At 71.5% G+C, this 23897-nt stretch carries 22 protein-coding genes and 1 pseudogene; 11 read left to right on the forward strand and 12 right to left on the reverse strand.

Going from position 1 to position 23897, the window contains the following annotated elements; genetic code table 11:
- Positions 1 to 11 precede the first annotated feature (11 nt).
- Entirely contained in the window at positions 12 to 1298 is a 1287-nt protein-coding gene (locus PV679_RS27150) for a sugar ABC transporter substrate-binding protein (RefSeq protein ID WP_319683038.1), read from the reverse strand.
- Between the two features lie 393 nt (positions 1299 to 1691).
- Between PV679_RS27150 and PV679_RS27155 the strand changes: the two genes are divergently transcribed.
- From PV679_RS27155 to PV679_RS27175, 5 genes are all read left to right on the forward strand, one after another.
- On the forward strand, positions 1692 to 2747 hold the full coding sequence (locus PV679_RS27155) for a LacI family DNA-binding transcriptional regulator (protein WP_319683067.1): 1056 nt from the start codon (positions 1692 to 1694) through the stop codon (positions 2745 to 2747).
- Between the two features lie 12 nt (positions 2748 to 2759).
- Positions 2760 to 3449, forward strand: a complete 690-nt coding sequence (locus PV679_RS27160) for a FadR/GntR family transcriptional regulator (protein ID WP_319683039.1) — start codon at positions 2760 to 2762, stop codon at positions 3447 to 3449.
- Positions 3446 to 4258 (forward strand): creatininase family protein, encoded by an 813-nt coding sequence (locus PV679_RS27165; protein ID WP_319683040.1) that lies wholly within the window; start codon positions 3446 to 3448, stop codon positions 4256 to 4258. Before PV679_RS27160 ends, PV679_RS27165 begins: the two co-directional genes overlap by 4 nt.
- A gap of 344 nt (positions 4259 to 4602) precedes the next feature.
- The gene (locus PV679_RS27170) at positions 4603 to 5604 is read left to right on the forward strand and encodes a ferulic acid esterase (RefSeq protein ID WP_319683041.1); all 1002 of its coding nucleotides are present in this window, start codon (positions 4603 to 4605) and stop codon (positions 5602 to 5604) included.
- Positions 5605 to 5803: 199 nt separating this feature from the next.
- Complete coding sequence (locus tag PV679_RS27175; protein WP_319683042.1) at positions 5804 to 7390, forward strand: AbgT family transporter; 1587 nt, start codon at positions 5804 to 5806, stop codon at positions 7388 to 7390.
- A 99-nt stretch (positions 7391 to 7489) separates the two neighbouring features.
- Here PV679_RS27175 and PV679_RS27180 read toward each other — a convergent pair whose 3' ends face one another.
- From PV679_RS27180 to PV679_RS27195, 4 genes are all read right to left on the reverse strand, one after another.
- Positions 7490 to 7711, reverse strand: a complete 222-nt coding sequence (locus PV679_RS27180) for a hypothetical protein (RefSeq protein WP_319683043.1) — start codon at positions 7709 to 7711, stop codon at positions 7490 to 7492.
- Between the two features lie 72 nt (positions 7712 to 7783).
- Positions 7784 to 8167: a hypothetical protein gene (locus PV679_RS27185; RefSeq protein ID WP_319683044.1), complete on the reverse strand. Its 384-nt coding sequence runs from the start codon at positions 8165 to 8167 to the stop codon at positions 7784 to 7786.
- 91 nt (positions 8168 to 8258) lie between these two features.
- Positions 8259 to 10382 (reverse strand): phage holin family protein, encoded by a 2124-nt coding sequence (locus PV679_RS27190; RefSeq protein ID WP_319683045.1) that lies wholly within the window; start codon positions 10380 to 10382, stop codon positions 8259 to 8261.
- A 212-nt stretch (positions 10383 to 10594) separates the two neighbouring features.
- Positions 10595 to 10999, reverse strand: coding sequence for a hypothetical protein (locus tag PV679_RS27195; protein WP_319683046.1), 405 nt, complete (start codon positions 10997 to 10999; stop codon positions 10595 to 10597).
- A 264-nt stretch (positions 11000 to 11263) separates the two neighbouring features.
- On the opposite strand from PV679_RS27195, the gene PV679_RS27200 reads away from it, so the two are divergent.
- Together PV679_RS27200 and PV679_RS27205 are read left to right on the forward strand one after the other, a co-directional pair.
- A complete protein-coding gene (locus PV679_RS27200) occupies positions 11264 to 12055 on the forward strand; it encodes an MBL fold metallo-hydrolase (RefSeq protein WP_319683047.1) in 792 nt (263 codons plus the stop codon).
- A complete protein-coding gene (locus PV679_RS27205) occupies positions 12052 to 12696 on the forward strand; it encodes a DedA family protein (protein WP_319683048.1) in 645 nt (214 codons plus the stop codon). Before PV679_RS27200 ends, PV679_RS27205 begins: the two co-directional genes overlap by 4 nt.
- On the opposite strand, the gene PV679_RS27210 is transcribed toward PV679_RS27205, so the two are convergent.
- The gene (locus tag PV679_RS27210) at positions 12676 to 13806 is read right to left on the reverse strand and encodes an MBL fold metallo-hydrolase (RefSeq protein ID WP_319683049.1); all 1131 of its coding nucleotides are present in this window, start codon (positions 13804 to 13806) and stop codon (positions 12676 to 12678) included. The genes PV679_RS27205 and PV679_RS27210 overlap by 21 nt on opposite strands.
- Before the next feature lie 11 nt (positions 13807 to 13817).
- Positions 13818 to 15035, reverse strand: coding sequence for an aminotransferase class I/II-fold pyridoxal phosphate-dependent enzyme (locus tag PV679_RS27215; protein ID WP_319683050.1), 1218 nt, complete (start codon positions 15033 to 15035; stop codon positions 13818 to 13820).
- A gap of 265 nt (positions 15036 to 15300) precedes the next feature.
- On the opposite strand from PV679_RS27215, the gene PV679_RS27220 reads away from it, so the two are divergent.
- The 3 genes from PV679_RS27220 (at position 15301) to PV679_RS27230 (ending at position 18326) form a co-directional block, all read left to right on the forward strand.
- Entirely contained in the window at positions 15301 to 16809 is a 1509-nt protein-coding gene (locus PV679_RS27220; RefSeq protein WP_319683051.1) for a bifunctional phosphatase PAP2/diacylglycerol kinase family protein, read from the forward strand.
- Between the two features lie 123 nt (positions 16810 to 16932).
- Entirely contained in the window at positions 16933 to 17742 is an 810-nt protein-coding gene (locus PV679_RS27225) for a methyltransferase domain-containing protein (protein WP_319683052.1), read from the forward strand.
- 224 nt (positions 17743 to 17966) lie between these two features.
- A complete protein-coding gene (locus tag PV679_RS27230; RefSeq protein WP_319683053.1) occupies positions 17967 to 18326 on the forward strand; it encodes a VOC family protein in 360 nt (119 codons plus the stop codon).
- A gap of 145 nt (positions 18327 to 18471) precedes the next feature.
- Here the strand turns inward: PV679_RS27230 and PV679_RS27235 are convergent.
- Positions 18472 to 18600: pseudogene (locus tag PV679_RS27235) on the reverse strand (arginase family protein); the annotation flags it as partial.
- 83 nt (positions 18601 to 18683) lie between these two features.
- On the opposite strand from PV679_RS27235, the gene PV679_RS27240 reads away from it, so the two are divergent.
- Entirely contained in the window at positions 18684 to 19019 is a 336-nt protein-coding gene (locus PV679_RS27240; protein ID WP_319683054.1) for a DUF6204 family protein, read from the forward strand.
- On the opposite strand, the gene PV679_RS27245 is transcribed toward PV679_RS27240, so the two are convergent.
- The 4 genes from PV679_RS27245 to PV679_RS27260 are packed head-to-tail and all read right to left on the reverse strand — an operon-like array spanning position 19000 to position 23896.
- A complete protein-coding gene (locus PV679_RS27245; RefSeq protein WP_319683055.1) occupies positions 19000 to 19590 on the reverse strand; it encodes a GNAT family protein in 591 nt (196 codons plus the stop codon). The two genes, PV679_RS27240 and PV679_RS27245, sit on opposite strands and share 20 nt — an antisense overlap.
- Before the next feature lie 24 nt (positions 19591 to 19614).
- Positions 19615 to 20547: an LD-carboxypeptidase gene (locus tag PV679_RS27250; protein ID WP_319683056.1), complete on the reverse strand. Its 933-nt coding sequence runs from the start codon at positions 20545 to 20547 to the stop codon at positions 19615 to 19617.
- Positions 20544 to 22544: a prolyl oligopeptidase family serine peptidase gene (locus tag PV679_RS27255; protein WP_319683057.1), complete on the reverse strand. Its 2001-nt coding sequence runs from the start codon at positions 22542 to 22544 to the stop codon at positions 20544 to 20546. Before PV679_RS27255 ends, PV679_RS27250 begins: the two co-directional genes overlap by 4 nt.
- An 11-nt stretch (positions 22545 to 22555) precedes the next feature.
- Complete coding sequence (locus PV679_RS27260) at positions 22556 to 23896, reverse strand: M20/M25/M40 family metallo-hydrolase (RefSeq protein ID WP_416069810.1); 1341 nt, start codon at positions 23894 to 23896, stop codon at positions 22556 to 22558.
- Between the last annotated feature and the right edge of the window lies 1 nt (position 23897).

The following is a 23897-nucleotide window of genomic DNA, read 5'->3' on the forward strand; positions in this document are numbered from 1 at the left end:
GTGGACTCGGCTCAGCTCTGCTGAAGCAGCCGGTCACACGCCTTGACAGCGTTGTCGAGCGCTTCCTTGGGGCTCTGCTTTCCTTGCAGCGCCTTGGCCACCTCGTTGCCCAGCTCGGTCTTCATCTGGTCGCTGAACTGGACCGGCGTGTAGTTGACCGCGTTCTTCAGCGACTTGGCGGCGGCGATCCGCACCCGGGTCTCGTCCGTGCCGTCCTCCTTGGTGAAGTACGGGTCGTCCAGGGAGCCCGCGGTGCTCGGGAAGATGGCGACCTGCTTGGCGAACGCCATCTGGCGGGTCGCGTCGGTGACGAAGTGGGCGAACGCCACGGCGGCCGGCTTCTGCTTCGTCTGAGCGTTCACCATCACGCCCATGACATACATGTTGACCTTGCCCGTGTTGGTGACCTGGTCGGTGATCCCGATGTTCTTGTAGAGGTTCGGGGCCTGCTTCTTGAAGTTGGCGAGGTCCAGCGCGCTGCCGGGGTTCATGGCGACGGACTCGGTGAGGAACTTGTGGCCCGAGGACTCCGGCGTGGCGGTCAGCGCCTGCGGGTCGAGCGCCTTGGCGTCGTACAACTCCTTGTACTTGGTGAGGAGTTGTACGCCCTTGGCGTCATTGAAGGCGAAGCCGGTGCCGTCCTTGTTGGTCAGCTCGGCGCCGTAGCGGCCGAAGTCCTCGATGGTCGGCACATTGGCGAGGGTCGCGATCTTGCCCTTGGACCGCTCGGCCAGCTTCAGACCGGCGGCGAAGACGTCGTCATAGGTCGTCGGCGGCTTCTCCGGGTCGAGCCCGGCCTCCTTGAAGAGGCGCTTGTTGTAGAACATCGGCCCGGTGTTGAGGTACCAGGGGAAGGCGTACGTGCCCTCCAGGCCCGGCACCTGATCGCTCTGCCAGGCGCCGGGAAGGTACTCGTCGCGGTACTGGGACGCGGACTTGTCGAGGTCGAGCGCGAGCCCGGCCTTCGCCAGCGGAGCCAGCAGGTCCGGAGAGACATTGACGACGTCCGGCAGCGTGCCGCCGGCGGCGTCGGCGCTGATCTTGTCGGCGTAGCCCTCGGCGGGCCGGTCGACCCACTTCACGTCCGTGCCCGGGTACTTCTTCTCGAAGTCCGCGATGACCCCGTTGAAGTAGTCCTTGAAGTTGGCCTGCAGGTTCCAGGTCTGGAAAGTGATCTTTCCTTCGACCTTGCCGGAGGCGGCGGACGAGCCGCTGTCGGCTCCACCGCCACAGGCGCTGAGCGGCAGGACGGTGGCGAGAACGGCGGCAGCGGCGACTGCTCTGCGGGAGATACGCACGGTGAACGGCTCCTTTGCTCGGACCAGGCGTGCGACGGCGAGCCGAGGTCACTGGCCACCGGCTGCTTACGCTCAGCAGACCTTGCAATGCGTCTGGATGAAAGTCAACAGATTCATCTGAGAAAGGCGAGCGGCGCTGACATACCGGCAGGCCAGAGCGTTGTTACGGACAGATCACAGCAGGTTGCTAATGCGCTTTAGCGGCCTTCAGCTCAAGCGCATTAGTGTGGTGGTGCATCCGCTCGCTAGATACGGCGGGAGGGCATACGATGCGCAGGTCGAGCAGCGCGGGAACGCGAGAACGATAGAAATGGGGCGCACACGGTGGCAGCGAACCGGCCGTCGGCCAGGGACACTTCAGCGGCCAGACGCACTCCCGCCCGCCGCCCCACGATGAAGGACATCGCTCAGCGCGCCGGAGTGTCGGAGAGCGCCGTCTCGTTCGCGCTCAACGACCGCCCCGGCGTCTCCGAGGTGACCCGTGACCGCGTCCGCCGGGTCGCCGAGCAGCTCGGCTGGCGGCCCAGCACCGCGGCGCGCGCCCTGTCGGGCGAGGGTTCGGCCACAGTGGGTCTGGTGCTCGCCCGGCCGGCCGCGACCCTCGGCGTGGACTCGTTCTTCCTCCAGCTCATCTCCGGTATCCAGGAGATCCTGGCGGAGCGTCAACTGGGCCTGCTCTTCCAGGTGGTGGAGGACGTGACCGCCGAATGCGCGGTCTACCGGCGCTGGTGGGCGGAGCACCGGGTCGACGGCGTCCTGGTGGTGGATCCCAGGACCGACGATCCCCGGCCCGGCCTGCTGGACGAGCTGGGGCTGCCCGGTGTGGTCATCGGCGCGCTGCCCGGCGACACGGGGCCGCACCCCGGTCTGTCGCAGGTGCGCGCGGACGACGCGGGAGCCATGGCCTCGATCGTCGGCCGGCTGCACGAGCTGGGACACCGGCGGATCGTGCATATCGCGGGCCTGCCGTCGCTCGCCCACACCGAGCGGCGCATCCGTTCGCTGCGGATCGAGGCCGACCGGCGCGGTCTCGCCGAGGTCCGCTCGCTGACCACGGACTACTCCGACACGCAGGGCGCGGCGGTCACCCGCCGGGTGCTGGAGGAGGACCTCCCGCCGACGGCGCTGATCTACGACAACGATGTGATGGCGGCGGCCGGTTCGGCGGTCACGGCCGGGCTCGGCCTCGCCGTGCCACGGGACGTCTCGGTCGTCTCGTGGGAGGACTCGGCGCTGTGCCGGCTGATGCATCCCTGGCTGACGGCGCTGTCCCGGGACACGATCGCCTTCGGCCGGCTCGCCGCGCGAGAGCTGGCCGCACTGCTGGACGGCGGCGCGGCCCGCACCGTACAGGTCCCGCTGCCACGGCTCATCGAGCGCGAGAGCACGGCTCCGGCCCGGGTGGAACCCACCGTGTCACGACCATTGACACCCGAAGAGATCAAGTGATCTATTCACTTTATGAGTCGCAGTGAACTGTCGCTGTCCGAGCATCTCGCGGACAGCATTGTCGAGATCATCCGTGCCGAACGGCTGGTCCCTGGAGACGCTTTGGCGTCCTCCCGGGATCTCGCCAAACGGTTCGACGTCACCACGCCCACGGTCCGCGAGGCCCTGCGCAGACTTGAGGCCACCGGCGTGGTGGAGTTCCGGCACGGCTCGGGGACCTATGTGGGCGCCGGCAGTGAAAGGCGACTGCTCGCCAATCCGCATCTCCCGCACGGCAGCCGTGAGTCGGTGCTCGAACTCGTCGAGGCACGGCTGGTCCTGGAGCCCGCCGTGGCCGCCGTCGCGGCGCGCACGCGCGCTCCGGAGGCGGTAGGACAACTGGAGGCGGCGGCCGCCAACGCGCTGCATCCGCCGGAGGAATCGCTCCGGCAGTCGGTGCACTTCCATGTGGCGCTCGCGGCGGCCAGCGGAAACGCGCTGCTGCGCGAGGCGGTCGAGGCACTGCTCCAGGTCAGGGCGCGGGAACAGGTCGAGATCCGGCATCGCTACAACGACCGCGCCCGGGACCACGCCGAACATGTGGAGATCTTCGAGGCGGTACGGGACGGCGACGCGGACGCGGCCGAGCGGCTGACCCGGGAACACCTGGGATCCATCCGTGAAGCGGTCCTCGCCGCCGACTTTCCCGGGGCCGGCCGATGAGCGCCCGGCCGCCGCTGCGGCTCGCCGGGCCGCCGGTGAGCGATCAACCGCCGCTGCGGCTGGCCGAGATGACCACCGAGGAGGCCGCCGCGGCGGTCACGGCGAGTCCCGTGGTGATCATCCCGGCCGGCGCGTTCGAACAGCACGGTCCCGGGATGCCGCTCGCCACGGACACGATCCGGGCCGAGGGCGTGGCCGAACGCGTGGCCGCCGAACTGGCCGGCGGCGCGGTGATCGGCCCTCAGTTGCCGGTCGGTGTCTCGCCGCACCATCTCGCCTTCGCCGGCACGGTCACTCTGACCACCACCACACTGGCCGCGGTGGTCCGTGAGTATGTGGAGAGTCTCTACCGGCACGGCTGGCGCAAGGTGCTCGTGGTGACCGGTCACGGCGGCAACAACGCCACGCTGGCCACGGTGGCGCAGGACCTGCTCACCACCCACCCCGAGCTGCAGTTCGCGTGGACACCGGTCACCGCGCTCGCCTCCGACGTCGTGTCCGGCCTCGGCGTCAGCGAGGTGCACGGCCACAGCGGCGAGGCCGAGACCGCACAGATGCTCCATCTCGCACCTCATCTGGTGCGTACCGGCCGACTCGCCGCCGGTACGACGCACACCTCCCAACTCGACCCGCTCTCCCGGCTCGCACGGCAGAGCAGCCACCCGGCGCTCGCCGTGCGCTACGACCGGCTCAGCCGCAATGGCGTCCTCGGCGACCCGCGCCGAGCCACCGCCGAGGACGGGCAGGCGGTCGTCGACGCCGTCGTGGTCCGGATCGTCGCCTTCGTCAAGGAGTGGCTGGAGGTCTGACACCGGCCTCGGGCCGGCCTCGAAAGCCCGCACTCGGCACCACGCCCGCCCCGTCCGTCAGGCGTGGTGCCGAGGACCGGACGTGCCCCGGCGCCGGGCCTCTCCGCACCGCCCGGAGCACCACACACATCCGTGACGCGCGTCGGGACCGCGCGCCACGGGTCATACCTCCGCACAGCGTGCGCACCACACATCCGTACGCCGGTTCCCGCCCGCGACGCGGAGCACCCACGCACCAACACCACTGAGCCGTAAGCCTCCTGGAGGCGACAACACCATGGCCGCGCGGCTCGCGACGGCCACGGTGTCCCTTCCTCCCAGGCGTCCGGCAGAAGGAGCCTGCCATGAATGACATCCCGCGAAGCGACCGTCGGAGCCGGACCATCCGCTTCCTCCGGCGGACGGCGACGGCCACCGCCTGCCTCGTCCTGTGCGCCGCGGCGGCCGGAGCCGTCCCCGCCACCGCCGCGCCCGGCGGTACGGCGAAAGCCGCGGCCTGCCGTCAGCCCGCCCCGCAGCGGCCCGGCACCAGCGAGCAGCACACCCTCACCAGCGGCGGCCGTGAGCGGACCTACCAGCTCCATCTCCCGGCCGGTTACACCAAAAAGCGTGACTGGCCGGTGGTCCTGGCCTTTCACGGACGCGGCAACACCGGAGCCGGTACCGAGGAGTTCTCCAAGCTGTCGACGCTGCCGGCCGTCGTCGTCTATCCCGATGGCGTGATCGGCACCGGCGACGGTGACCGCCAGGCCTGGCAAGGTGCTCCCTACGCGGCGGCCGGCGTCGACGACGTCCGGTTCACCGCGGACCTCCTCGACCGGATCGAGGACACGCTGTGTGTTGACGAACGGCGGGTGTACGCCACCGGAAAGTCCAACGGCGCGGGCTTCGTCGGCACCTTGCTCGCCTGCCGGATGGCCGACCGGATCGCCGCCATCGCACCCGTGGCCGCCGCGCTGTATCCCACCGGTGAGAAGTGCGAGCCGTCCCGTCCCGTCCCGGTCATCGAGTTCCACGGCACCGGCGACGCGACCATCCCGTACACCGGCGACGCCGACCGCGGACTGCCCGCCATCCAGGACTGGGTGGCCGGCTGGGCCGAGCTGGACGGCTGCGAGCCCCGCGTCCGGCACCGGGTGATCCAGCCCGACATCACCGTCTCCCGGTGGAGCGGCTGCGACCGCGGGGCCGAGGTCCGGCATGTCGCGGTGACGGACGGCGGACACACCTGGCCCGGCGCCGACATCTACAGCGGCGGCGGCATCACCACGCAGACCATCGAGGCGCACGAGGTGCTGTGGCAGTTCCTGCGCCAGTTCCGGACGCCTCCGTCCCACCACCGCTGACCCGCCAGGACCTGAGCCAGGGCCTCTCGTTCGGATCTTGCCGGGCTCGCGTGCCCCGGCACCGCGCCTCGCGGCGTTGGCGGCGGAGGAGGGAGCCGGCGCTCCGCGTGGGCTCCCTCCTCCGCCTCGCGATCCACGGCACCAGAGCCCGCTCCCCGACCCAGCCAGATCCAAACGAAAGCCCCTAGGAGCCGCTGCCATGACCACGCCGACATCCGGCCCACCCAGTACACCGCACCCACCCGGTGCGCCCTCCTCAGGGCCCGACGGCACCAGGCTGCCGCGCGTCGTCCGCGCGATGGCCGTCATCGAGCGGGCCGGCAACGCGCTGCCGCATCCGTTCTGGCTGTTCTGGATTCTGTCCGCCGTGCTCGCGGTCGTGAGCGCGGCGCTGGCCGCGGCCGATGTCTCCGTCGTCTCGCCGAGCGACCACAAGACGGTCGCCGTACAGAATCTGCTCAGCGGTGACGGACTGGCCATGGCGGTCTCGACGATGATCGAGAACTTCGCCACCTTCCCGCCGATGGCCACGATCGTTGTGGTGATCATGGGTGTCGCGGTGGCGGAGCGCACCGGTTTCCTCGCGGCGCTGATGCGGGTCAGCGTCTCGCGGGTGCCGGCCTCGTGGGTGGTGTTCGCCGTCGCCTTCGCCGGCACCGTGGCGCATGTCGCCTCGGCCGCCGCGTACATCATTCTCGTACCGCTCGGCGGTCTGGCCTTCCGGGCCGTGGGACGCTCGCCCGTCCTCGGCATAGTCGTCGCCTACACGGCCATCGCCTCCGGCTACGACGCCAGCCCGGTCCCGACGCCCAACGACGCCATCTTCGCCGGCATCACCACCGCCGCCGCGCGGATCGTCGGAGGAGACGCGGCCTATGTCTCACCACTGAGCAACTGGTTCTTCAACATCGCCTCGTCGCTGCTGCTCGCGGTCGTCATCACGCTGGTGACCAAGTTCGTCCTGAGCCGGCGGCCCGATCTCGACTCCGATCCGGACGCGGAACTGGAAGACCTCGGCACACTCACTCTCAGCCCGCGGGAGCGCTCGGCGCTGCGCGCCGCCGTACTCACTCTGCTGGCCACGCTCGTGGTGCTGGTCGCGGTGATGCTGCCGCAGTCGTCGCCGCTGCGTGGCGAGGGCGGCGGCATCGTCGAGTCGCCGTTCCTCGACGGCATCGCGGCGGTCGTCGCCGTGGTCTTCGGCCTGGTCGGCATCGTGTACGGATACCGCTCCGGCTCGATCACCTCTCCCGGTGACGTACCGGCGCTGATGGGACAGGGCGTCCGGCAGATGGCACCGGTGCTGGTGCTGTTCTTCGCCATCGCCCAGTTCCTCGCGTACTTCGACTGGACACACATCGGCGATGTGCTGGCCGTCCGGGCGGCGGAGGCACTGCAACAGAGCGGGATGCCGATCGTCCTGGTGTTCCTGCTGATCCTCGTACTGCTGACCCTGGTCAATGTCATGGTGACCAGCGGTTCGGCGATGTGGGCACTGGCCGCGCCCGTCCTGGTGCCGACGCTGATGCTGGTCAGCGTCCCGGCCGAGACGACTCAGGCGCTGTTCCGTATCGCCGACTCCGGATCGACGGCCATCACACCGATGAGCCCGTACTTCGTGATGGCCCTGGGCTTCCTGCAGCGTTACCGCAAGAACGCCGGTATCGGCACGCTGGCCTCATACACGCTGCCGCTGGCCGTCGCGATGACGGTCGCGTGGACGGCGCTGTTTCTCCTCTGGTGGGCGGTGGGCATTCCGCTCGGGCCCGGCGCGCCGGTGCGCTGAGCGGGCACGCGCCGGGACGGAACCGGTCTTCCGCCGCCGGACACGAACCGGTCGCGCCGCCCCGAAAGGCGTGCGCGACCGGCCGTGTTCCACAGCGCGTTACGGCTGCGCGACGACCTCGGCCGGTTCGGCGTCCGGGGTCAGACGCTCAACGGCCACGACGGGCTTGGTTTCCCGGCCCGGGCCTCCGGAGCCTCCGGAACCTCCCGAGCTGCCCGAGCCGCCCGCACCGGCGGCGCGACGACGGGACTCGGACTGCTCGGCGCGCGCGGCCTCGGCGCGCAGGATGGCGTTGAGTGCCGCGTAGGGGTCAATGGGCATGGCTGTGTCCTCACTGTGAGACGGAGCTGAATCAACTGCTGTGGGCCGAAGGGCACTTCAGTGCCTGACCTGTCAGCAGCGCAGCACCACACAGCACGTGTCACCCGGCGCGCGCGGTGCCCGCGCCGAAGTGGCCCGTCCGGTACGCGCGTCCTGTTCCCGGCCGGCGGACGGTCCTGGACCCGTCAGCGGCTCGACGCGCTGCGTCCTGCCGGCCCGCTCGGTCCTGCCGGGAGGAGACTGCTCGGTCTCGGACGTGTCCTGCTGTCCCTCGCTCGCGGGATCGGGGACGGCCGAGGCGGGCGGCGGAGGCTCCGCGCCTCGCGCCGGGCGCGAGTCGAGCGACATTCCCAGGAGGGCGCTCAGCACCAGCAGCGTCACCAGCGCGGCCCGGCGCGCGGCGACGGCAGCGCGAACTGCTGCGGCGCTGGGCGCGGCGGGTGCGGCGTGGCGCATGGTCACTACCTCCTGGACAAGCCCTCTCTGCCCATATGCGGAGGCGTTGCGTCCTCTTACCCCTGGAAATCACTCGCACGGGGGACGGAGGTCATGCCGACCTCATCTCGTCCCCGGCGGCCACCGGATCGTCCTCTGCCTGTCTCTGACGTGCCGCGATGGTCTGTCCGAGTGGCACCTGCGGTCCGCTGCCCTCGCGCAGCCAGCGCCCGAGGACCCGGTGCACCTGCTCGGCGCCGACGAGTTCACCGCCGTCGGGGACCGGCGCGGAGAGCACCAGTGGCGAGAGCAGGAACGCCCGCGACTGTTCCCCGCCGAGCCCGCCGTGCGAGCCGATCTGCTCCTCGAAGGCGTGCACCCGGCCCGTCGCCGGGTCGTACATCGAGTTGACCATGATGTCGGCGACATGCGGGAAGGTGTCGGTGCGCCGTACGGCGTCGGCGGCGCCCGGGCCGAGACCGGCGAGCGGGCCGTCGTCGCGGAGTTCGGCGAGCGGGACCTCCGCGCCGTCCGGGCCGAGCACCACAGAACCGTGCCGCTCGCTCCGTACGAGCAGGAAGCCGATCCCGGGATGGTTGGCGAGGGTCCGCAGCAGCGCGGGATGACGCCGGTCGATCCACTCGCGGCTCATCCGTCCCGGTACGTCGGGGAAGGAGATCAGCGCGAGATTGCCGGAGGCGAGCACGATCGGTTCCCTGCCGCGCGCGGGCGTGTCCTCGCCGCCCTCACGCTCCGGCCGGTGCAGCGCTCCGCGTACGGCGTGGCGCCCGGCGTCGCGCGCCTCCGCGCCGCTCTTGGTCCGCTCCGCCTTGCGGGACACGGGCAGTCCGCAGCCCGCTCTGACCAGGTCTCTGAGCGTCAGTCCGTAGACGCCCTCGAAGGTCTCACCGGGGCTCTGGCCATGGTCGGAGAGCAGCACGATCCGATAGGTACGAGGCGCGTGCTCGGCGGCCCTGGCGATCAGGCCGACCGAACGGTCAAGACGTTCGAGGACCCGCGCCGCGTCCCGGCTGTGCGGTCCCGAGTGATGGGCCACCTCGTCGTAGGCGACGAGGTCGGCGTAGACGGCGGTGCGTCCGGCCAGCATGTCTCCCATCACCGCCGCGACCACCACATCGCGCTCGACGACGGTGGCGAAGGCCCGGATGAGCGGATAGAGCCCGCCGCGGCTGACCCGTGGCCGGTCGTCGCGCATCCGCGCCCGCGTCGACTGGCCGATCTCGCGGGCCACGTCGGCGACGAAGGAGACCACCGTACGCACCGCGTTGGCCGGATCGGAGAAGTAGGCGAAGTAACCGGCGCGGGAGCGGTTGGCCCTGCCGCGTCTGGCGGCGATCGACAGCACCAGGGCGAGCTGGTCGGCGCCGCCGCTGAAGAGGTTGCCGCGACTGGCGCCGTCGAGAGTGAGAAGGCCGCCGTCGCCGGTGTACTCGATGGCCCGGCGCTGGAGTTCGGCGGCGCTCGCGGGCCGGTTGCTCACCATGATCCGCCCGGTGTCCTTCTCGTACCAGCGGAAGGCGGGAACATCGTGGTTGGTGCCGTGCAGGATGCCGAGCTGGCTGGCGCCGGTCTGGCTGGACCAGTCGGTGCGCCAGGCCGTCAGCCGGTGGGTCGGCCGCTCGCCCAGCCAGCCCGCGACATTGGGCATCAGCCCGCCGGCCACGGCGTCCAGCAGCACCTGGTGCCCCACTCCGTCGAGCTGGAGGAAGACCGTGCCGGGCAGTCCGCCGTGACCGCCGTCCTCGCCGGTTCTGCGCCGCCGCCGGTCGGCGAGCCGCGAGAGCCGGCGCCGGTAGGCGTCGTCGTCACCGACCGCGAGCGCCGTGGAGGTCGCGGAGGCGACGGCGGACATCACCGCGGCGACCACCACCGCGGTCTCCGGGTTGGCCACGCCTCGGCCGTCGGGGATGAGCCAGAGCGCGATCAGCAGCAGTGAGCCGTTGAGGAAGAACACCAGCATGCCGAGGATCAGCGCCGGGACGAGCAGCAGCGCTCGCACGAGCAGTGGCCAGACCAGCGCGCTGAGCAGGCCGAACGCGCCCGCGCCCCAGCCCGCGGTGACCGCGGTCCGGGTGGCGCTGTCGCCGTCGTCGGACTGGAGCTGGAACTCCGGCAGGATCCCGGCGAGCACCAGCAGGGTCAGTGTGGACACCGCCCACACGACGATCACCCGCAGCAGGGCTCTGCCTGTCGTACGCCATCGCCCCTGCAGCACTGCGCTTCCACCTCACGTCCGGGCCCGCGCACACACGGGGCTCGTCCCAGCCTGACACAGCGCGCCGAGGTCTCCGGACGGCGCTCGGAGCGCGCCGGAGGTACCGGCTCGGACGCGTGCCCGGCCGAGCGCTCGGCCGACAGAGAGGACGATCTTGCCGCGGACATGCCCGGCCTCGCGACCGCGCGCGTCGCAGGCCGTGACGGACCCGGTCAGCAGCCGTCGTAGCCGGCCGTCGGCATCGACAGCCTGCGGTGCACCTCGGCCCTCATCGCCGCGTCATAGGAAGGCTCGTCCAGTCCGACGGTCTCCAGCCGGACACCTCTGCGCTCGCACTCCGCGGAGAAGGCGGGCGCCGAGGAGAACGCGCGGTCGAGTACGCGGTCGTTCGCGGCGACGAAGAGGTCGACCAGACCTCCTTCGACATCCACCCATAACGCGCTGTGGTCGGCGCGCAGTCCGTAGAAGAGGAGCTGCCGTGTGACGACATAGCCCTGGTCCTCGGCCCATCGCGCGCACATCGCCTGCTGGCCGCGCGTGTCCACCAGGAACGGGACGTGGTGGAGCTCCTCCAGCGGGGTCAGGCTGGCGATCACGGCCACTCGTACCTCACCCATGTGCCGTCCCCCCACGCTCGATCACTCGCTCGACCATTCGATGGACTCGTGCCCCCGCACCCGCCTCGGTCCGCAGACCCTACTGTGCGCGCGACCTCGCAGGGGAGGCGCGCGTCGGGCGTGCGAGAGCGCGTGAACGCGCCGGAGCGGCGTGTGCCCTGGCGCATCCCGCCCGCCCCCGGCGGGTACCCGCCGTACTCTGAGTACGGACATCGTGCCGGGACGGAAGTGGAACGTCCCCGGGCGGACGGAGTTGAGGTCGGGTTGGGAACTGTCATCACCTGGTGGGGTCACGCCACCTGCACCGTCGAGGACTCCGGCGTCCGGGTGCTGACGGATCCGCTCTTCGTCCGCCGGCTGGCCCATCTGCGCCGCCGTCTCGGACCGGTGCCGCCGCCGGAGGCCGCGGTGGCCGACGCCGTACTGGTCTCCCATCTCCACTCCGACCACCTCCACACCCGGTCGCTGACACGGCTCTCTCCGGGCACCCGGCTGATCGTGCCGCGCGGTGCGCGGCGGTCCGTCCCGCTGCTCAGAAGGCTCGACTCGCGCAGAAACCCCACGGGTCTGCTGATCACGGAGGTCGACGCCGGCGACGAGGTGGTGATCGGCGCACTGCGCGTGCGGGCCGTGCCCGCGCGGCACGACGGACGCCGGCTGCCGGTCGGACCGCAGCGTTCACCCGCTCTCGGCTATGTGATCACCGGCGAGTCGCGGACCTACTTCGCCGGTGACACCGGACTCTTCGACGGGATGGCTGAGGCCGTGGGACAGGTGGATGTGGCGCTGCTGCCGGTCGGCGGCTGGGGACCCCATCTCGGGCCCGAGCATCTCGACGCGGAACGGGCGGCGCGGGCGCTGGTCCAGCTTGAGCCGAGCGCGGCGGTGCCGGTGCACTTCGGTACGTACTGGCCGATCGGTCTGGACGGCGTCCGGCCGCACGAGTTCTACTCACCGGGCGACGAGTTCGTACGGGAAGCGGCGCGCCTCGCACCGAAGGTGGCGGTGCATCTGCTGCGCCACGGCGAGAGTGTGCGGCCGGAGGCCGCGCGGTGATCGACCAGATAGTTTCGCAGTTCCCGGCCGAGTCGACACAGCAGGCCGTCGGCTATCCGTCGATCTTTCTGCTGGTGGCCCTGGGAGCGCTGGTGCCGGTGGTGCCGACAGGCGCCGTGGTGAGTTCGGCGGCGGTGGTGGCCTATCACCAGACGGCGCCGCTCGCCATGGTCTATGTCTTCCTCGTGGCGGCCTCCGCGGCCTTCCTCGGTGACACCTCGCTCTACTGGCTCGGACGGCGCGGCGTCGGCTCGAAGAGCGGCTCGCGCTGGCTCGCCGCGCTGCGCCGGAACGCCCCGCCCGACCGTCTTGAGCAGGCACAGCGGAAGCTGCGTGAGAACGGTGTGACGGTGCTGGTGCTGTCGCGGCTGGTGCCGGCCGGAAGGATCCCGGTGATGCTGGCCTGTCTGCTGGCGCAGTGGCCGATGCGGCGGTTCGCGCGCGGCGATGTGCCGGCCTGTCTGGCCTGGGCGGCGACGTACCAGCTCATCGGGGTGCTCGGCGGCTCGCTCTTCGACAGGCCCTGGGAGGGAGTGCTCGCCGCGGTGGTGCTGACGGTGGTGCTCAGCGGTGCGCCGGCCCTGTGGCGCAGACTGCGCCGGCCCGGCTCGGAGGGCCGCTCAGAGGGCCAGGAGACGTGAGGCGCCGACCGGCAGGTCCCAGAGCTGCTCGCGCGGCCGTCCCGTCTCCTGCCAGGCGGCCCTGACCCGGGCGAGAGGTTCCAGGACCGGTTCGGCGGAGAGCACGAATGTCGCCCAGTGCATCGGCGCCATGTTCCTGGCTCCCACGTCCTGGCAGGCCCGCACGGCTTCCTCCGGGTTGGTGTGGACGTCACTGAGCCACCAGCGCGGTTCGTACGCGCCGATCGGCAGCAGCGCCAGATCGATGTCCGGATGGCGGCAGCCGATCTCCTTGAACCACCGGCCGTATCCGGTGTCTCCGGCGAAGTAGACGCGATGCCCGTGGCTGTCGCTCAGCACCCAGCCGCCCCAGAGCGAGTGGCAGGTGTCGGTGAGTGTCCGCTTGGACCAGTGGTGGGACGGCACGAAGTCGAAGCGCACGATCCCTCCGTCGGCGCCGCGCAGCTCGGCGGCCTCCCACCAGTCCAGCTCGGTGACCCGGCTGAACCGGCGCCGCCTGCACCAGCCCGCCAGGCCCGCGGGAACGAACAGCGGCGTGTCGCGCGGCAGTCGCTTGAGCGTCGGTGCGTCGAGATGGTCGTAATGGTTGTGGCTGATGACGACCGCGTCGACGGGCGGCAGATCGTTCCAGCGGACGCCGACGGGAGTGATCCTGGCGGGAGTGCCGAAGATCCGGTGGGACCAGACAGGATCGGTGAGGACGGTGAGCCCGCCCACCCGGATCACCCAACTGGCGTGCCCCGCCCAGGTGACGGCGACGGTGGCGGCGTCCACCAGAGGCAGCGGGCCCGGTGCGAACGGGAGCTGCGGAACATCGCGCAGTCCGTCGGCGCCGGGACGTACGGCGCCTTCCTTGGCGAGCCGGGCCATCGCCCGGACTCCGGGCAGCGGAGCGGTGAGCCGGCCGGCGAAGGACCGGGGCCAGTGGCGGAGTTCGCCGAGCGGGCGCGCGACAGCGCGCGGGTCGTCGCGCGGACCGGTGGCGGTGGGCGCGGTCCGGCGCCCGGTCACGGTACGGTCCTCCACCGGCCCCGCGCCGCCGCTCTGTCCGGCCGGCCCGGCCTCCTCCGCCGGTTCCGCCGGATCGGCCTGTTCGCTCTGCTCCGTCATCGAGGCTCCGTTCAGCACAGTTCGTCGAAGGCAGATCCGAGGATGCTGAGCGCTCGCGCGACATGCGGCAGTTCCAGTGGCGCCGGCGCGGTGAGGGACTCCAGGCGCTGCTCCGGCGTCGACCCGAGCAGCGGTCCGGTCGACAGGCGTACGCGCAGCGCGCCCAGTTCGTCACCGAACCGGTGGCCGCCCGGCACGGGCATCCCCAGCCGTTCGCTCAGATAGTTCTCCAGCTCCAGGGAGTCGGTGACTCCCAGGCCGGCCAGTCGCGCGCGCAGCGGCCCGAGGTCGGCGTAGAGATGACGGCCCGCCTGCGGCGGACGGGCGAGGGCGCCGGAGACAAGGACCGCCCGGTGCGCCGCCGCGGCCACTCGCGCGTGCAGCGCCGCGGCGGCGGCCACTCTCGCCCTCACCGGCTCCGGTTCGTCGAGCGCGACGGCGGCCGCCGCCGCGACCGGACCCGCGACCAGGGCGCCGAGCGCGGTGAGGATGTCCAGCGTTCTGGCCCGCAGCGCGGTGCCGGCGGTGGTGGCGGGGAATCGCGCGACGGCCGCGGGCCAGGCGGCCGGAGTGAGCGCGCCCGCCAGGTCGGAGACGATGACGACCTCCTCGGGCCACATCTCGGCCGGGCTGAGCAGCACCGTCTCCCGAGGCCGGTGCAGTGTGTCGCGCCAGGTCTCGTCGCTGATGATGTGCAGACCCTCGTCGACCGCGGCCTCGCACGCCTCGCGGACCAGTTCGGGCGGCGCGACGGTGGCGGTGGGATCGTCGACGAGGGAGAGCAGCAGCACCCTGGGCGCGCCGCCCTCGCCGCGCACCCGGCGGACCGTCTCCAGCAGCGCGTACGGATCGGGCACGCCGCCCGCCTCCGCCGGTGTCGGCACAAAGTAGGCCGGCCGGCCCAGCAGCCGGGCCTGCGGTGTCCACCAGGCGGGGCAGGGCCGGGGCATCAGCACATCGCCGTCGTACGCGGCGAGCAGGGCGAACAGCAGAGGCTGCGCGCCGGGCGCGGCGGCCACCTCGTCCTCGCCGGTGTGCAGTCCGCGCCGCCACCAGTAGCCCCGGGCGGCGGTGCGCAGGACCGCGCCGCCGCCGGACGGCTCTGGCGAGGTACGGCCGGCGGCGGCCGCGCACACCTCGACCAGCTCCGGCAGCGCGGGCAGTCCCGCCTCGGGAGCGGGCGGGCCGAACCGGACGGGGCCGCGTCCCTCGGAGACCGTCCGCCGCATACCGCCACCTCCCGTCCAGTCGACCGCCGGACGCCCGGCCCCTGTGCCCGTTCTACGGGCCTTGAGCCCTTTATACGGAGGTTTGACACTCCCTGCTCCCCGGGCCTCGTTCCACCTGCTACCCCGGGCGGCCACCTCCGTACACCCGCGTCCCGCAGGGGCTCGGCCTCCTTGTCGAGTGCGCTCGCGACCGGCCACGGGACGGATCTGGTCCGGATGCCGTACATGCTGCTTGGAGCCGCTGCCGCCGGGGTACCCGCGTTCCATGTTCGAGACCTTCGCGGCCCAAGGCCAGGTGACTCCGGGGACGCGCGCCCGGGTCGCGGCACTCCTCAAGTCCTGGGACGAGCGCGCCTTTCGCTCCGTCGCCGCCCGGCACTGGCCGGCCGCGGAGCCGGTGCTGCCCCGGCTGAGCCGTAGCGCCAATCACGGACTCCTCTGGTTCGGAGCCGCCGCCGGCATGGTCGCGCTCGGACGGAGCGCGCGCACGCGCCGGGCCGCGGTGCGCGGCATGGTGTCGCTGGGACTCGCCTCGGCCGCCATCAACACCGTGGGCAAGCGCGCGGTCCGCCGTCAGCGGCCACTGCTGGACGCGGTGCCGATGATCCGGCAGCTCAAGCGGCAGCCGTTCACGACCTCCTTTCCGTCCGGGCACGCGGCCTCGGCCGCCGCCTTCGCGACCGGTGTGGCGCTGGAGTCCAAGAGCTGGGGCGCGGTGGTGGCGCCCGTGGCCGCCGCCGTGGCCCTCTCCCGTGTCTACACCGGCGTGCACTATCCGAGCGATGTGCTGGTGGGCGCGGCGCTGGGCGTCGGCGCGGCCTACGCGGTACGAGGAGTGGTGCCGACCCGTTCACAGATGCCCTCGCCGGGCCGGCCGTACGCCGAGGCTCCCGCGCTGCCCGGCGGCCGGGATCTGGTCGTCGTGGTGAACCGGGCCTCCGGTTCGTCGGACATCGCCACGCTGGTGCGTGACGCGCTGCCGTTCGCCGAGGTCGTGGAGTGCGAACCGGAAGACGTGGAGACCGAGCTGGAGAAGGCCGCGAGGCGCTGCCGCGCCCTCGGCATCCTCGGCGGTGACGGGACGGTCAACCGGGCCGCAGGAGCCGCCGTACGGCACGGTCTGCCGCTGGCCGTCCTTCCCGGCGGCACGCTCAACCACTTCGCCTACGACCTGGGAATCGAGAGCGTCCATGACACCTGCCGGGCGCTGACGGCCGGCGACGCCGTCCGGGTCGACCTGGGGCGTTTCACTCCCGGGCCGGACGGGACGGAGCCCGGTCATTTCCTGAACACCTTCAGCCTCGGCGTCTATCCGGAGCTGGTGCGGGTGCGTGAACACTGGGCACCGCGGATCGGCGGCTGGCCGGCCGGGGTCCTGGCGGCGCTGAAGGTGCTGCGCGACGGGCATCAACTGGAGGCCGAGTTCGAGGGCAGGCACCGGTCGTTGTGGCTGCTGTTCGCGGGAAACAACATCTATCAGCGCATGGGGCCGACGCCGGGCCGGCGGCACGATCTGGCCGACGGTCTGCTGGACGTACGGATCGTGCACGGTGGCCGCGCTCCGGGACTGCGGCTGCTCGCCGCCGCGCTGGCCGGACCGCTCAGCCGCTCACCGGTCCACGCGGCGGAGCGGATGCGGCGGGTACGTATCGCGGACATCGCGCCCGGTACGCCGCTGGCGTTCGACGGCGAAGTGGAAGAGGCACCGGCGGAGTTGATACTGGACAAGGCGATCGAGGCACTGACGGTCTACCGGCCGATGGCCCTGCCGTAGACAGTCGCGGGAGTCCCGAGGGCCTCCGGCGTTGACCAGGATGCCCATGGAGTGAGACGCGGGTCTCATTATGCGACATGACGGCGTACGGTGGCGGGACCGTCTACGAGAGGAAGCCGGGTCATGCCGAAGGAGACCGCCGTCTACACCCATGGCCATCACGAGTCGGTGCTGCGCTCGCACCGCTGGCGGACCGCCGCCAACTCGGCGGCGTATCTCCTCCCGGAACTGCGGCCGGGACAGGATGTGCTGGACGTGGGATGCGGGCCAGGCACCATCACCGCCGATCTGGCCGCGCTCGTCGCTCCGGGCACGGTGACCGCCGTCGACGCCGCCGAGTCCGTCCTGGTCACCGCGCGGGAGACGGCCGCCGCGGCCGGCCTGGACAATGTCCGCTTCGCGGTCGCGGATGTCCACGCGCTGGACTTCCCCGACGACTCCTTCGACATCGTCCACGCCCATCAGGTCCTGCAGCATGTCGGCGATCCCGTGCGGGCCCTGCGCGAGATGCGGCGGGTGTGCAGGCCCGGCGGGGTCGTCGCGGCGCGTGACGCGGACTACGGCGCCTTCACCTGGTTTCCCGCCGTGCCGGTGCTGGACGACTGGCAGGAGCTGTACCGGCGAGTGGCGCGCGCCAACGGCGGAGAGCCGGACGCCGGGCGCAGGATGCTGTCCTGGGCACGGCGGGCCGGATTCACCGACCTCACCGCGACGGCCACCAACTGGTGCTTCGCGAGCCCCGACGAGCGTGCCTGGTGGAGCGGCCTGTGGGCGGACCGCACCACGGCGTCCGGCTACGCGGATCAGGCGACCGGCGGCGGACACGCGAGCGCCGGGCGGCTGGCGGAGATCGCCGAGGCATGGCGGGAGTGGGGCCGCGACGAGGACGCGTGGTTCATGGTTCCGCACGGTGAGATCCTCTGCCGGGTGTGATCCCGGCCCGACCGGCCGAATCGATCTCGTGTGCCGCCACCGCCGGCCAAGGGCTGTGCCGTCATCCCTGGTGGATCAGCGCGCGGCGTCGGATGCGGTGCGTCGCAAGGCGGGGGTGCGCCCGCACACTGGATGTGTCCGGGCGTTCCGACAACGCGGCGAGGCGCCGTAGTTGTCGTCGAGGGCCCGCCCGGGACGACGGGACAGCCCTTAATCTGACTCCTATGGAAATCCTGGGAACCACGTTGCGCATCTGCGTCGACGACCTGGAGACCTCGGTGACGTTCTACGAACGTCTCACCGGAAGCCACGCGCTCCGTTTCGAGCGCGGTGGGGTCTCGGTCGCCGCCGTCGGCTGCTTCCTCCTCATGAGCGGCCCCGCCTCGGAGATCGATGTCCTGCGCCGGGTGACGGCGACGATCGCCGTCAAGGACGTCGACGAGGCGCTCACGACTCTCACCGAGGTCGGCGCCCAGGTCCTCGCGGGCCCGGTGCCGACCCCGGTGGGCCGCAATCTGATCGCCGTACACCCTGATGGTTCGGTCTTCGAGTACGTCGACCGCAGAGCGCTCCAGAACGGCTGACGACCCAGGCACGGCAAGACGGTCGCGGGGCCGCGCCACGGCTCGGCTCCGCGACCGAATCCGGTACGCACAGACGTCCGGCGGCCGACCGTCCGGCGGATCCGGCACCTCGCGACCGGTCCTACCGTCCCGCGTCCGGCGACCCTCCGAGCCGCCGCACGATGCCCTGTTCGCGGAGCGCGCCGGCGAGTTCGCAGCAGCCCGGCACGGTACCGGGAGCGGGAGGCCGCAGCACCGGATCGGAGGGTGCGTCGATCACCACGATATTCCGCATGAGGATCATCCTGATCGCCGTACTCTGCGTCTCAATGTCTCAATCGGTTTCGCGGACAGACGAGAAGAGAGAGCGGGAACGGGATGAGGACTCAGCACACGTACCGGGTGATCGTGCGCGGGACGTGGCACGGGCTGACGGACGAGGCCCGTGCCCGGCTGCTCGCGGAGGTGGACCAGCACGGTCTGGCGGGGATGCGGTTCACGCCGGAGGGCTCGCTCACCTACGACCGGGCGCTGAAACACTTCAGCTACCGCTATGTGGTGGTCTCGGACGCGGCGGACGGCGAGGAGATGGCCGCCGCGCTGGCCGAGGACCGGGCGGAGACGGCTCTGAAGGCGCTCGGCCGCGGTCATCGGGAGCTGCGCTCCACCGTGACCGACATGGACACCATGAAGGTCAACCGCAAGGGCCGCTGACATCCTGTCCGCTGCCGGCGGCCCGGTTTCGCCGCGCCATCTCCGCGGTGACCGCCCAGCGTTCGTGGTCCCGCCAGGCGCCGTCGATGAGGAGGAAGTCCGGCGAGTAGCCCTCCAGCCGGAAGCCGGCGCGGCGCACGAGCGCGACCGATCCGGTGTTGGCGGGCTGGACATTGGCCTCCAGCCGGTGCAGCCCGAGCCGTCCGAAGGCATGGTCCATGACCAGTCCGAGCCCTTCCGTCATCAGGCCGCGCCGCGCGGCGTGCGCGAAGACGCCGTATCCGATCGCACCGCTCAGGAAGTTGCCCAGGACGATGTTGTTGATGTTGATGAAGCCGGCGATCCGGCCGTCCTCACGCGCGCAGACCAGGAATCCCGCCGCGGTCGGATTCTCGATGAGCCGGCCCGCGTACGCGGCGTACGCCACGGCGTCCTGAGGCGGGAAGAGCCAGGGCCGGTGCAGTGTCCTGCTCTCGCGGGCCAGTGCGGTGAACTCGGCCGCGTCCTCGTGGCGGTAGGGACGGATGAGTGTGCGCGAGCCCTCGGCGAGCGGGGTCGGGATGACGGGCATCGGGTCAGCCTAAGGGCTGCCCCATCAGCTCAGCGCGGGCAGGTCCAGAGTGAGCGTGGCGCTCTCACCGTCCAGGACCGCCGGCACGCCGAGCGGCATGGTCAGCGTTGTCTCGCCGTGTCCGAAACCGAGCTCCTCGACGACCGGCACGCCCAGTCCGCCGAGCCGGTCGAGCAGCAGCGCCCGTACGTCCTCGTACGGCCCGCACTCCGCCCAGGAGCCGAGGCCGATCCCGGCGACTCCGTCCAGCCATCCGGAGCGCAGAAGCTGGGTGAGGATGCGGTCGAGACGGTACGGTTCCTCGCCGACGTCCTCGATCAGCAGCAGCCCGCCGGCGGCCGAGGGACGTGCGTACGGCGTGGCGAGATCGGCGGCGAGCAGGCTGACACAGCCGCCGAGCGTGACGCCTCGGGCGCGTCCCGGCACCAGCGGGCGGGCGGTGTCCAGGCCGAGGACACGTACCGACTCGGGTTCGAAGAGCGTGGCGCGCAGTGACTCCTGCGTTCGCGTGTCCTTGAGGAAGGTGACAGCGGCGGTCATCGGGCCGTGCAGCGTGGCCAGCCCCATGCGGACGGCGAACGCCTCGTGCAGCGCGGTGATGTCGCTGTAGCCGACGAAGACCTTGGGTCCGGCGGCCCGCATCGCGGTCCAGTCGAGCAGATCGACCATGCGCTGGACTCCGTAACCGCCACGGGCGCAGAGGACCGCGGAGACGGAAGGATCGCACCACGCCTCCTGGAAGTCGCGGGCGCGGTCCTGGTCGGTGCCGGCGAGATAACGGAACCCGGGATGGCGGTCGAGGACATGCGGAGCGACGACGGGATCCAGGTCCCAGCCGCGCAGAATGTCCAGGCCCGTCTCCAGCCGCTCCTCGGGAAGCGGCCCACTGGGCGCCACGACGGCGACCTTGGCTCCCGGTCGCAGTCGCGCCGGCCGGGTCAGCGGTGTGACGGTCACTTCTTGAGCTCCAGCCGTGGAACATCGGTTCGGTCGATGCCGAAGGTCTGCGCGTAGAGGGAGAGTTCGGCCTCCAGCGCGCGGATCATGGTGTCCGCCCTGCGGAAGCCGTGGCCCTCGCCCTCGAAGGCGATGTAGGCGTGCGGAATCCCGCGGTTCGCCACCTGCTCCAGGAAGCGCTCGCACTGCGCGGGCGGACAGATCACGTCGTCCAGCCCCTGGAGCAGGAGGAACGGGGCCGTGATCCCGTCGACCTGGTGCATCGGCGAGCGGTCGTGGTAGCGGTCCGGGACCTCGGCGAGCGGTCCGATCAGCGATTCCAGGTACTGGGACTCGAAGTCGTGTGTCTCGTCGGTGGCCCAGCCCAGCAGATCGAGGATCGGATAGCTGATGGTGCCGCAGGCGTAGACGTCGGTGGTGGTGAGCGAGGCGGCGGTGGTCCAGCCGCCGGCGCTGCCGCCGCGCACGGCGAGCCGCGACACGTCCGCGGTGCCCTCGTCGGCCAGTGCGCGGGCGACGGCCGCGCAGTCCTCGACATCCACCACGCCCCACTGCTCGCGAAGCCGCTCGCGGTAGGCCCGGCCGTAACCGGTGGAGCCGCCGTAGTTGACCTCCGCGACGCCGATGCCGCGCGAGGTGAAGTAGGCGATCTCCAGATCGAGGACGAGCGGCGCGTGCCCGGTGGGCCCGCCGTGCGCCCACACCACATAGGGCGGCAGTTCGTTGTCGGGCGCGGCGCGGTCGGGGCTGTGCGGCGGATAGACATGGGCATGGATCTCACGGCCGCCGGGACCCGTGAAGGTGCGGTCCAGCGGCTCGGGGTAGTACGCCGGGTCCACCGGGTCGTGGTGTGCCGAGCCGATCACCCGGGCCCGTCCCGTGACGGTGTCCAGCTCCACGACCTCGTACCCGCTGCGCGGACTGGCCGCGACACCGATCACTCGGGTGCCCTGGACGGCGAGGCCGGCGGCCCAGTCGGTCCAGGGCCCGGCGGCGTCCACCAGTTCGCCGGTCTCCGGGTCGAGTACGCCGAGCGCGGTGGCGCCCTTGCCGTGGATGACGGCGATCAGTCCGTTCTCCAGCGGCAGGAACCACTGGAGGCCGATCTTCCACAGTGGCCCGCCGAACTCCTCCTGCCGGCCCGGACAGAGGACGGTGCTCGCGATGACACCGCGCGTGAGCGCGTCCGGGCGCACGCGCCGCAGCTCCCACCAGTCGTCGAGGTCGGAGACGAAGAGCAGCGAGCCGTCCGGTGCCCACTCGACCTGGACGACCGATTCACCGGTGTCTCCGACGACGGCCCTGACGCCGGTGAAGGGCCCGGTCTCCATGACCTCGCCGAGCATCACCACCGTGCTGTCCCAGGGCATATGAGGATGGTCCCAGGCGATCCAGGCGGCGTGCCGGCCGTCCGGTGAGAGCCGGGGCCCGGTGACGAAGCGGTGCCGGTCGTCGGAGAGTTCCCGTACGGCCGCGCGGTCCTCGGCGGCCGAGCCGTCGAGCGGTACCGCCGCGATCACCCGGCGCACATCGGTCGGCCGCTCGCCGGTGAACTCTTCGAGTACGCACCAGACTTCGCCGCGGTCCTGCTGGATCCGCGGATCGGCCCAGCGCAGTCCGCCGCCGGTCGCGGACACCGGAGTGAGCGGGCGGGGCTCGCCGCCGGCGTCCGGTTCGTACGCGTACAGCCGCTGGTCCGGGAAGTGCACGAAGACGACGAGCGGGCCGCCCTCGGCGCGCTCGGCGCCGGCCCACGGCACACCGCCGTATTCGATCACCCGGCTGCGGATGTTCCACGGCGCCGGCAGCACCGACTCCTCGCTGCCGTCGGTCCGGCGGCGCACCAGGGCGCGCCGCCCGGCCTCGGCGGGACGCGGTTCGGTCCACCACACCTCCTCACCGACCGTCCCGGCGTATTCGGGACGGCCGTCGTGCGAGGCGGCGAGCGTGGCGTCGATCGGTGACGGCCACGTGCCGTAGGGCCCGGTGGGCAGCATGGACAACTCTCCTAAGCCGACTGCAGATAGTGGTCGAGGACGCGGACGCCGAAGTGCAGTGCCTCGACGGGCACCCGCTCGTCCACACCGTGGAAGATCGCCTGGTAGTCGAAGCCGGGAGGCAGCTTCAGCGGCGAGAAGCCGTAGCCGGTGATGCCGAGCCGGGAGAACTGCTTGGCGTCCGTACCGCCCGACATACAGAAGGGCACGGTGTGCGCCGCCGGGTCGAAGTGCTCGACGGCCGCGCGCAGCTTGGCGAATGTCGGCGAGTCGACCGGCGCCTGAAGAGCGATCTCCCGGTGGTGGAACTCCCACTCCACATCGGGTCCGGTGAGCTGGTCGAGAGTGGTACGGAACTCCTCCTCGCCACCGGGCACCGTCCGGCCGTCGACATAGGCGGTCGCCTGGCCCGGAATCACATTGACCTTGTAACCGGCTTCCAGGACGGTCGGGTTGGCGCTGTTGCGGACCGTCGCCTCGACCAGCGCGGCGGCCGGTCCGAGCTTGCCCAGCAGGCCGTCGACGTCGAAGTCCTCGGCGTCGACGTCCGTCTCGATGCCCTGGAGCGCGGCGAGTTCGGTGAGAGCGGCCCGTACGGTCGGAGTGAGCCGGACGGGCCAGCGGTGATCGCCGATCCTGGCGATGGCGGCGGCGAGTCTGCTGACCGCGTTGGCGCGGTTGACCTTGGAGCCGTGGCCGGCCCTGCCGTGGGCGGTGAGCTTCAGCCAGTTCGTGCCGCGCTCACCGGCGCCGATCGGATAGAGGACCATGCCGGGGCCCGCGTGGAAGGAGTAGGCGCCCGACTCGCTGATGCCTTCCGTGCATCCCTCGAACAGCTCGGGATGGCGGTCGGTGAGGAAACCGGCGCCGTCCGCGGCGCTGGCCTCCTCGTCCGCGGTGTAGGCGATCACGATGTCGCGGCGCGGCCTGATCCCGGCCCTGGCCCAGGCCCGTACGACTGACAGGACCATCGCGTCCATGTTCTTCATGTCGACCGCGCCGCGGCCCCACACCACGCCGTCCCTGACCTCTCCGGAGAACGGATGCAGGGTCCAGTCGGCGGGCTCGGCGGGCACCACGTCGAGATGGCCGTGGACCAGGAGCGCGTCGGCCGACGGGTCGGTGCCCTCGATTCTGGCCACCACATTGGTGCGGCCCTCGGTGCGTTCCAGGAGGGTGGGCTCGATCCCGGCGTCGGCGAGCCGTTCCGCGACGTATTCGGCCGCGGGTCGCTCCCGGCAGTCCCCGCTCCCCCGGTTGGTGGTGTCGATACGGATGAGCTCGGAGGTGAAGGTGACCACCTCGTCCAGCGCCGCCGTATCGAGAGCGTCAGTCGTTTCGCTGGGCGTCATG

It is taken from the genome of Streptomyces sp. AK02-01A, assembly GCF_033795305.1.
Classification (GTDB): domain Bacteria; phylum Actinomycetota; class Actinomycetes; order Streptomycetales; family Streptomycetaceae; genus Streptomyces.

Bases quoted from the DNA above. Each gene is read 5' to 3' on its own strand.
- PV679_RS27230 (WP_319683053.1), top strand. From the start codon at position 17,967: ATGGAAATCCTGGGAACCACGTTGCGCATCTGCGTCGACGACCTGGAG.
- PV679_RS27170 (WP_319683041.1), top strand. From the start codon at position 4,603: ATGAATGACATCCCGCGAAGCGACCGTCGGAGCCGGACCATCCGCTTC.
- PV679_RS27240 (WP_319683054.1), top strand. From the start codon at position 18,684: ATGAGGACTCAGCACACGTACCGGGTGATCGTGCGCGGGACGTGGCAC.
- PV679_RS27165 (WP_319683040.1), top strand. From the start codon at position 3,446: ATGAGCGCCCGGCCGCCGCTGCGGCTCGCCGGGCCGCCGGTGAGCGAT.
- PV679_RS27220 (WP_319683051.1), top strand. From the start codon at position 15,301: ATGTTCGAGACCTTCGCGGCCCAAGGCCAGGTGACTCCGGGGACGCGC.
- PV679_RS27245 (WP_319683055.1), bottom strand. From the start codon at position 19,590: ATGCCCGTCATCCCGACCCCGCTCGCCGAGGGCTCGCGCACACTCATC.
- PV679_RS27225 (WP_319683052.1), top strand. From the start codon at position 16,933: ATGCCGAAGGAGACCGCCGTCTACACCCATGGCCATCACGAGTCGGTG.
- PV679_RS27185 (WP_319683044.1), bottom strand. From the start codon at position 8,167: ATGCGCCACGCCGCACCCGCCGCGCCCAGCGCCGCAGCAGTTCGCGCT.
- PV679_RS27215 (WP_319683050.1), bottom strand. From the start codon at position 15,035: ATGCGGCGGACGGTCTCCGAGGGACGCGGCCCCGTCCGGTTCGGCCCG.
- PV679_RS27160 (WP_319683039.1), top strand. From the start codon at position 2,760: ATGAGTCGCAGTGAACTGTCGCTGTCCGAGCATCTCGCGGACAGCATT.
- PV679_RS27195 (WP_319683046.1), bottom strand. From the start codon at position 10,999: ATGGGTGAGGTACGAGTGGCCGTGATCGCCAGCCTGACCCCGCTGGAG.
- PV679_RS27175 (WP_319683042.1), top strand. From the start codon at position 5,804: ATGACCACGCCGACATCCGGCCCACCCAGTACACCGCACCCACCCGGT.
- PV679_RS27260 (WP_416069810.1), bottom strand. From the start codon at position 23,896: ATGACGCCCAGCGAAACGACTGACGCTCTCGATACGGCGGCGCTGGAC.
- PV679_RS27180 (WP_319683043.1), bottom strand. From the start codon at position 7,711: ATGCCCATTGACCCCTACGCGGCACTCAACGCCATCCTGCGCGCCGAG.
- PV679_RS27210 (WP_319683049.1), bottom strand. From the start codon at position 13,806: ATGACGGAGCAGAGCGAACAGGCCGATCCGGCGGAACCGGCGGAGGAG.
- PV679_RS27155 (WP_319683067.1), top strand. From the start codon at position 1,692: ATGAAGGACATCGCTCAGCGCGCCGGAGTGTCGGAGAGCGCCGTCTCG.
- PV679_RS27255 (WP_319683057.1), bottom strand. From the start codon at position 22,544: ATGCTGCCCACCGGGCCCTACGGCACGTGGCCGTCACCGATCGACGCC.